The organism is Brevundimonas sp. 357 (genome assembly GCF_003938605.1).
Taxonomy (GTDB): Bacteria; Pseudomonadota; Alphaproteobacteria; order Caulobacterales; family Caulobacteraceae; genus Brevundimonas.
In genome coordinates this window covers 1-951 of the sequence record NZ_RHWX01000034.1, presented here as the reverse complement: position 1 = coordinate 951, position 951 = coordinate 1, and the positions used below count along the sequence as shown (strand labels likewise).

1 pseudogene is annotated in these 951 nt (G+C 68.0%); it reads right to left on the bottom strand.

Annotated features, from left to right (window positions below):
- Positions 1-887 (bottom strand): annotated as a pseudogene (locus tag EGK63_RS16220) (IS3 family transposase); the annotation flags it as partial.
- Between the last annotated feature and the right edge of the window lie 64 nt (positions 888-951).

Genomic DNA, 951 nt, shown 5'->3' with positions numbered 1-951 from the left:
GCCCGGCGCGATGTAGTGCCAGTCGACGCCATGATCCTGCGCCCAGGCCAGGATGGCGGTGGACGTGAACTCCGTGCCGTTGTCGCTGACGATCATGGCGGGACGGCCCCGCCGAGCGATCAGCGCTGTCAGCTCTCGCGCGACGCGGCGTCCCGAGATCGAGGTGTCGGGGATCGCCGCCAGGCACTCGCGGGTGACGTCGTCGACCACGTTGAGAATGCGGAAGCGGCGGCCCGTGGCGAACTGGTCGTGCACAAAGTCCAGCGACCAGCGGGCGTTCGGCCTGGCCTCGACCAGGATCGGCGCGCGCGTGCCCATGGCGCGACGACGTGAGCGGCGCTTGCGCACCGTCAGGCCTTCCTCGCGATAGAGCCGGTAGATCCGGTTCTTGCCCGAGGGTTCTCCCTCACGCCGCAGCAGCACGAACAGCCGCCGATAGCCGAACCGTCGCCGCTCGACAGCCAGGGCGCGCAGCCGCTCCCGCAGCGCCGTGTCCGGCTGTCGGCAGGAGCGATAGCGCACCGACTTACGGTCCGCCTTGATGATGGAGCAGGCCCGTCGCTCGCTGACGCCGAACGCCGCCTTCAGATGGGCGACGGCCTGGCGCAGCGCCGCGGGCCCTACCACTTTTTTGACAGCAGATCGTTCAACGCGGCTTTGTCGAGCATGGCGTCGGCCAGCAGGCGCTTCAGCTTTCCGTTCTCGTCTTCCAGGGCCCGGAGGCGCTGGGCGTCCGACACGCTCATCCCGCCGAACTTGGCCTTCCAGGCGTAGATCGTGCCCTCCGACACGCCGTGCTTGCGCGCCAGCTCGCCCGCTTTGGCGCCGGCCTCGTTCTCCCGCAGGATCCCGATGATCTGCTCTTCCGTGAATCTCGCTCGTTTCATTCCGTCCGTCCTTTCAAGGGCCGGACTCTAGCTCCGCGTGGAGGAAATTCTCAGGGGCACGTCA